Below are 4283 nucleotides of genomic sequence, written 5' to 3' on the forward strand. Positions count from 1 at the left end.
CTTTCTGGTCAGCCCGGCCTTCGGCATCGCCTTTGTGCCGCAGGAACCCGACTGGGTCACCGCGCTGGCGCGCCACTGCATCCCGACATGGCGGGCGCTGTGAGGCGGTGGCTGCCTGCGCTGCTGCTCGCCCTCTGTGGCTCGGCGGGCGCGCAACCCCTGGTTCGCCTCGACCACATTCCCACCGCCGCGCAGGACCTGGATCAGGCCGTGGCCGACTACCGCAGCCTGGGCTTCGCCATCAAGCCGGGGCGGCCGCATGCCAACGGCCTGCGCAATGCCCACATCAAGTTCAGCAACGGCGCGGGGCTGGAGCTGATCACCGCGAGCGAAGCGCGCGACGCGCTGAGCGCCCGCTACATGGCCTTGCTGCGCGAGGGCGAAGGCCCGGCCTACCTGACCCTGCATGCGGTCGACTCGACCCGCGCCGCCGCCGCGCTGCAGGCAGCGGGCATTCCGCACCGGCACGACGCCAACGGGCTGGCGCTGACCGACCCGCGGCTGAGCTGGGTCTTCTTCGCCGGCGACAACCGCTCGCCGACCGACCGGCCTGAGCACTTCGCCCATGCCAACGGCGCGTTCGCGACGCGGGAGGTCTGGGTCGCGACGGACGACGCGACGGCCCTGTCTCAGTTGCTGTCTGCCCTGGGCGCAAGCTCGCATGAAGAGAAGCGCTGCGAACCTTTCGAGACACAGGCCCGAGTCTTCGACCTCGCCGAAGGTGGCCGCATCGTCATCGTGCCGTCGCGGCACCAGCTCGTGCCCGGCCATCCAATCATCGGCATCACGATGGCGGCGCGAAGCGGCGAATCCACGCCACTCGTTCGAGTCCACGGTCTGTGGCTGACGCTGCAGTCCGAGCGCTGACTCGAGTCGTATCTGTGCGCAGATCGGGGTCCGGCAAACCGGATCGGCGAGCCCGACGGCGGCACCAACAGTTGTCCTAGAGTGCATGCCATGTCCAATCCGCAACACCTGTTGGGATCGCCATGCGCCGTCAATGCGTTGCTCGCCTTGATCCTTGCGGTGTCGCCCGGTGTGTTGACCGTGGCGGAGGCCGCTGCCGATGAGCGGACCTTCTCCCAAGTGGCGACTGAAACGCGTCTTCCCTGGCCTTGCATCCTCGTCGAGGACCCGCATGCGTTTATTCAGCTGGACCGAGATGAAGTTGCAGCCATTGCAAACCGGCACACGCCATACGACGACACGATGGCCAATCACCTGCTGAGACGTCAGGAAGCAGGAGCGGCCGATTTGTTGGGCGCGTCAGCGGCATCCCGCCTGCAAGGCTGTGCATGGGTGGCAAGCCGAGAGTTGCGCGTCGGGCGCTCCTTCGTGATCCAGCGCGTGATGGAAGGTCGGGCGACGATCATCGAAAAGCCCAGCGGCGCGATCTTGCCGTTTGTCACAGTCGTTCGCCGTGGTGGTGGTGCCGATTTCGGCTACTTTTGGCTGCCACCCGACAACAAGCCGATGCTGTGGGTAGCGCCGACCTTCGAAATTAGTCCGCCAAAGGCCTCAAGTCGCCCAGATTCTGGGATCACTCGCTCTCAAGGCCCATAGCTGCCCCCGCCACAGCGCCCTCACCCGCCGCAGCGCCAGCGTCACCGTCTCGACCTCATCGCCGACGACGCGGGCCAGCAGCACGGCGCCCCGCGGGCCAGCCAGATGCGTGACGCCGCTGCGCGCCACCCCGTCCAGCAAGGCGCGGCTGTGGGTCAGCAGCGCGTCCACATCGCCCAGCGCACCGGTCTGCGCATAGACCAGCGTGCCCAGCACCCGATGTCCGGCCAGGCCGCAAGGGCCGTCGAGCAGGGCCTTGTCGGTCGCATCGAGCCAGCCGCGGTCCAGCCATTGGCCGGTGATCTCCAGGTGCTGCAGCATGCGGCCGGCCACAAAGGGTTGCACCGCAGCGGGCAGGCCCAGGCCCAGCACCTCGGTCGCGAACAGGCTGGCGCCGGGCGTGAGGCTGAGCTTCACTTCGTTGCGGGCGATGCACTCGGGATAAGCCAGCGTCTCCTGTGGCAGCCATTCCAGGCGAGCGCCCTCGCCCACCGTGGCCTGCACGACTTGGGCCGCCTCGCCAGCGTTGGAACGATAGAAGCGCGTTGCGGCCGGTGTGGTGACGAGCAGATGAGCGCCGGCCTGCACATCGATGTGGATGTCGAGGCGATCCCCGCCGACCAGGCCACCGGGCGGATGCACGAGCACCGCGTGCGCGATGGCACTGCCCTCTGGGTAGAGGGTCTTCAGCAGGCGCAGCGGGCCATCGTGGCGGGCATGCACGCGGGTGGCGTTGCCGCCATCGCGCGCCGCGCTCAGCGTCAGGCGCGCCGGCCAGCGGATGGGATCAACCGACAAGCAGGCCCTTGGTCTCGATGAAGCGCACCACCTCGTCCAGGCCGTCGCGCGTCTTCAGGTTGGTCATTACCCAGGGCTTGACGGGCCGCATGCGGGCGGTGTCACTGCGCATGACGTTCAGGTCGGCGCCGACATGAGGCGCCAGGTCGGTCTTGTTGATGACGAAGAGGTCGCTCTTGGTGATGCCGGGGCCGCCCTTGCGCGGGATCTTCTCGCCGGCGGCCACGTCGATGACGTAGATGGTCAKGTCGGACAGCTCGGGGCTGAAGGTCGCCGCCAGGTTGTCGCCGCCGCTCTCGACGAAGACGATGTCGGCGTCGGGGAACTTCTCCAGCATGCGGTCCACCGCCTCGAGGTTGATGGAGCAGTCCTCGCGGATGGCGGTGTGCGGGCAGCCGCCGGTCTCCACGCCCATGATGCGTTCGGGTGCCAGCGCACCGGCCACTGTCAACAGGCGCTGGTCTTCCTTGGTGTAGATGTCGTTGGTGACGACAACCAGGTCCCAGCGCTCGCGCATGGCCTTGCACAGCATCTCGACGAGGGTGGTCTTGCCAGAGCCCACGGGGCCACCGACACCGACACGCAAAGGCGGTAGCTTCTTGGTGCGGTTGGGAATTGCGTGCAAGGGTGCAGTCATGTGAGCCCCCGAACCTGCCGCTGCGCGTCAGGCCCCCCAAGGGGGATAAAAAAACTTGGAGCGGTCCGGCGTTTTTTTGTCATGAGCGGAACAGTCGTGAATATTGATTTTCGTGGCGGGCGCCATGGATGCCGAGCAGCGGCGCGAAGGCCATGGGCTCGGGCGCTGCCAACGCGGTCGCCACGGCTTGCGGGATGACTTGCACGAGGCGTGCCAACAGGCGCTGCCCCGAGGTCTGGCCCAGGGGCACGCAACGCACGGCAGCCTGCATCRGGTTCTCGGCCCAGCCGAAGGCGATGGCCTGCAGCGCCGGCTCCAACGCAGCACCGCGGGACGCCGCGGCTGCACCCATGACGACGGGCCAGGTCGGCGCCGGTTTGAGCTTTTGCAGCAGGGGCAGCACCGCGGCATCGGGCATCAGGCCCTGCATCCAAACCACGAGGCTGCGGCCCATCTGCTGGGCCTGCTGCAGGCTCTCGCTGGTTTCGCGTGTCTGCAGCACCCAGGCATTGAGTTCTGCCAGCCGCGCGCCATCAAGCGCCAGCGTCGCCGCGTGCGCCGCCGCCGCGATCGGCAGCTCGGCGCGCGCCTGCACGAGTTCGAGCTGGTTCAGCAGCCAGTCGCCGGCACTGGTCTCGTCATGCACGACGCCGGCGTCGACCGCGGCCTCCAGGCCCTCGGAATAGCTGAAGCCGCCGACCGGCAAGGCCGGCGAGGCCAGCCAGAGCAGGTGCAGCAGCGAGGTGGGGGCAGCGGGGGTCGGCATGGGGCGATTCTGGCCCCGCCAGACGCACCCAACCTTCGCCATCAGAAGTGGAATGCGACGCCCGCGCCGTAGAAGCGCGCCGAGAGAGTCTGCTTGGGGGTCGTTGCTGCCCCAGCCTTGCAGGTCAGGCCGCGTCCAGTCGGTGGCCACTGGGGGCGACGGCCTGCGGCGGGCGGCATGCTAGTCGCGAGTTGTGCCGTGCTGCAGCCATCGGCGGCATCTAGGCCGCAACGGGAAAATTGCCGACCTACCTGCTACCGCTCACACCGGCGCCGTGCCTACACTGCGCCGCACTTCAAGGAGGCTCAAGCATGCGAGACAAGACAGCGGCCGTCAGACGTCCCGCCCTGGCCGGGCTGTTCGCCGCGGTGCTGGTCAGCGCCACGCCTTGCGCCCAGGCCTGGGAGCCACCAGCCGGGGCCAGCGCCCACGAGATCCTGATCGGCGCTCGCAAGGATGCCGACGAGGGCCGCTTCGCCGTGGCCGCCGAGAAGCATCTGTGGTTCCACGAGCACGTGC

The 4283-nt window shown here is 68.2% G+C and carries 6 protein-coding genes; 3 read left to right on the forward strand and 3 right to left on the reverse strand.

The annotated features are described in order from the left end of the window. Positions 1–87 precede the first annotated feature (87 nt). Together AC1DU6_RS21670 and AC1DU6_RS21675 are read left to right on the forward strand one after the other, a co-directional pair. On the forward strand, positions 88–867 hold the full coding sequence (locus AC1DU6_RS21670) for a VOC family protein (protein WP_457323878.1): 780 nt from the start codon (positions 88–90) through the stop codon (positions 865–867). 90 nt (positions 868–957) lie between these two features. After that, the gene (locus AC1DU6_RS21675; RefSeq protein WP_457323877.1) at positions 958–1563 is read left to right on the forward strand and encodes a hypothetical protein; all 606 of its coding nucleotides are present in this window, start codon (positions 958–960) and stop codon (positions 1561–1563) included. On the opposite strand, the gene AC1DU6_RS21680 is transcribed toward AC1DU6_RS21675, so the two are convergent. The 3 genes from AC1DU6_RS21680 to AC1DU6_RS21690 form a co-directional block, all read right to left on the reverse strand. Beyond that, entirely contained in the window at positions 1519–2361 is an 843-nt protein-coding gene (locus AC1DU6_RS21680; RefSeq protein WP_457323876.1) for an urease accessory protein UreD, read from the reverse strand. The two genes, AC1DU6_RS21675 and AC1DU6_RS21680, sit on opposite strands and share 45 nt — an antisense overlap. Beyond that, a complete protein-coding gene (ureG, locus tag AC1DU6_RS21685; protein ID WP_477859519.1) occupies positions 2351–2998 on the reverse strand; it encodes an urease accessory protein UreG in 648 nt (215 codons plus the stop codon). Before ureG ends, AC1DU6_RS21680 begins: the two co-directional genes overlap by 11 nt. 79 nt (positions 2999–3077) lie before the next feature. Next, positions 3078–3764, reverse strand: a complete 687-nt coding sequence (locus AC1DU6_RS21690) for an urease accessory protein UreF (protein WP_477859521.1) — start codon at positions 3762–3764, stop codon at positions 3078–3080. A gap of 311 nt (positions 3765–4075) precedes the next feature. On the opposite strand from AC1DU6_RS21690, the gene AC1DU6_RS21695 reads away from it, so the two are divergent. Next, a partial coding sequence (locus AC1DU6_RS21695) for a hypothetical protein (RefSeq protein WP_477859523.1) occupies positions 4076–4283 on the forward strand: 208 nt, incomplete at its 3' end.

This window comes from Roseateles sp. P5_B10, assembly GCF_056400485.1.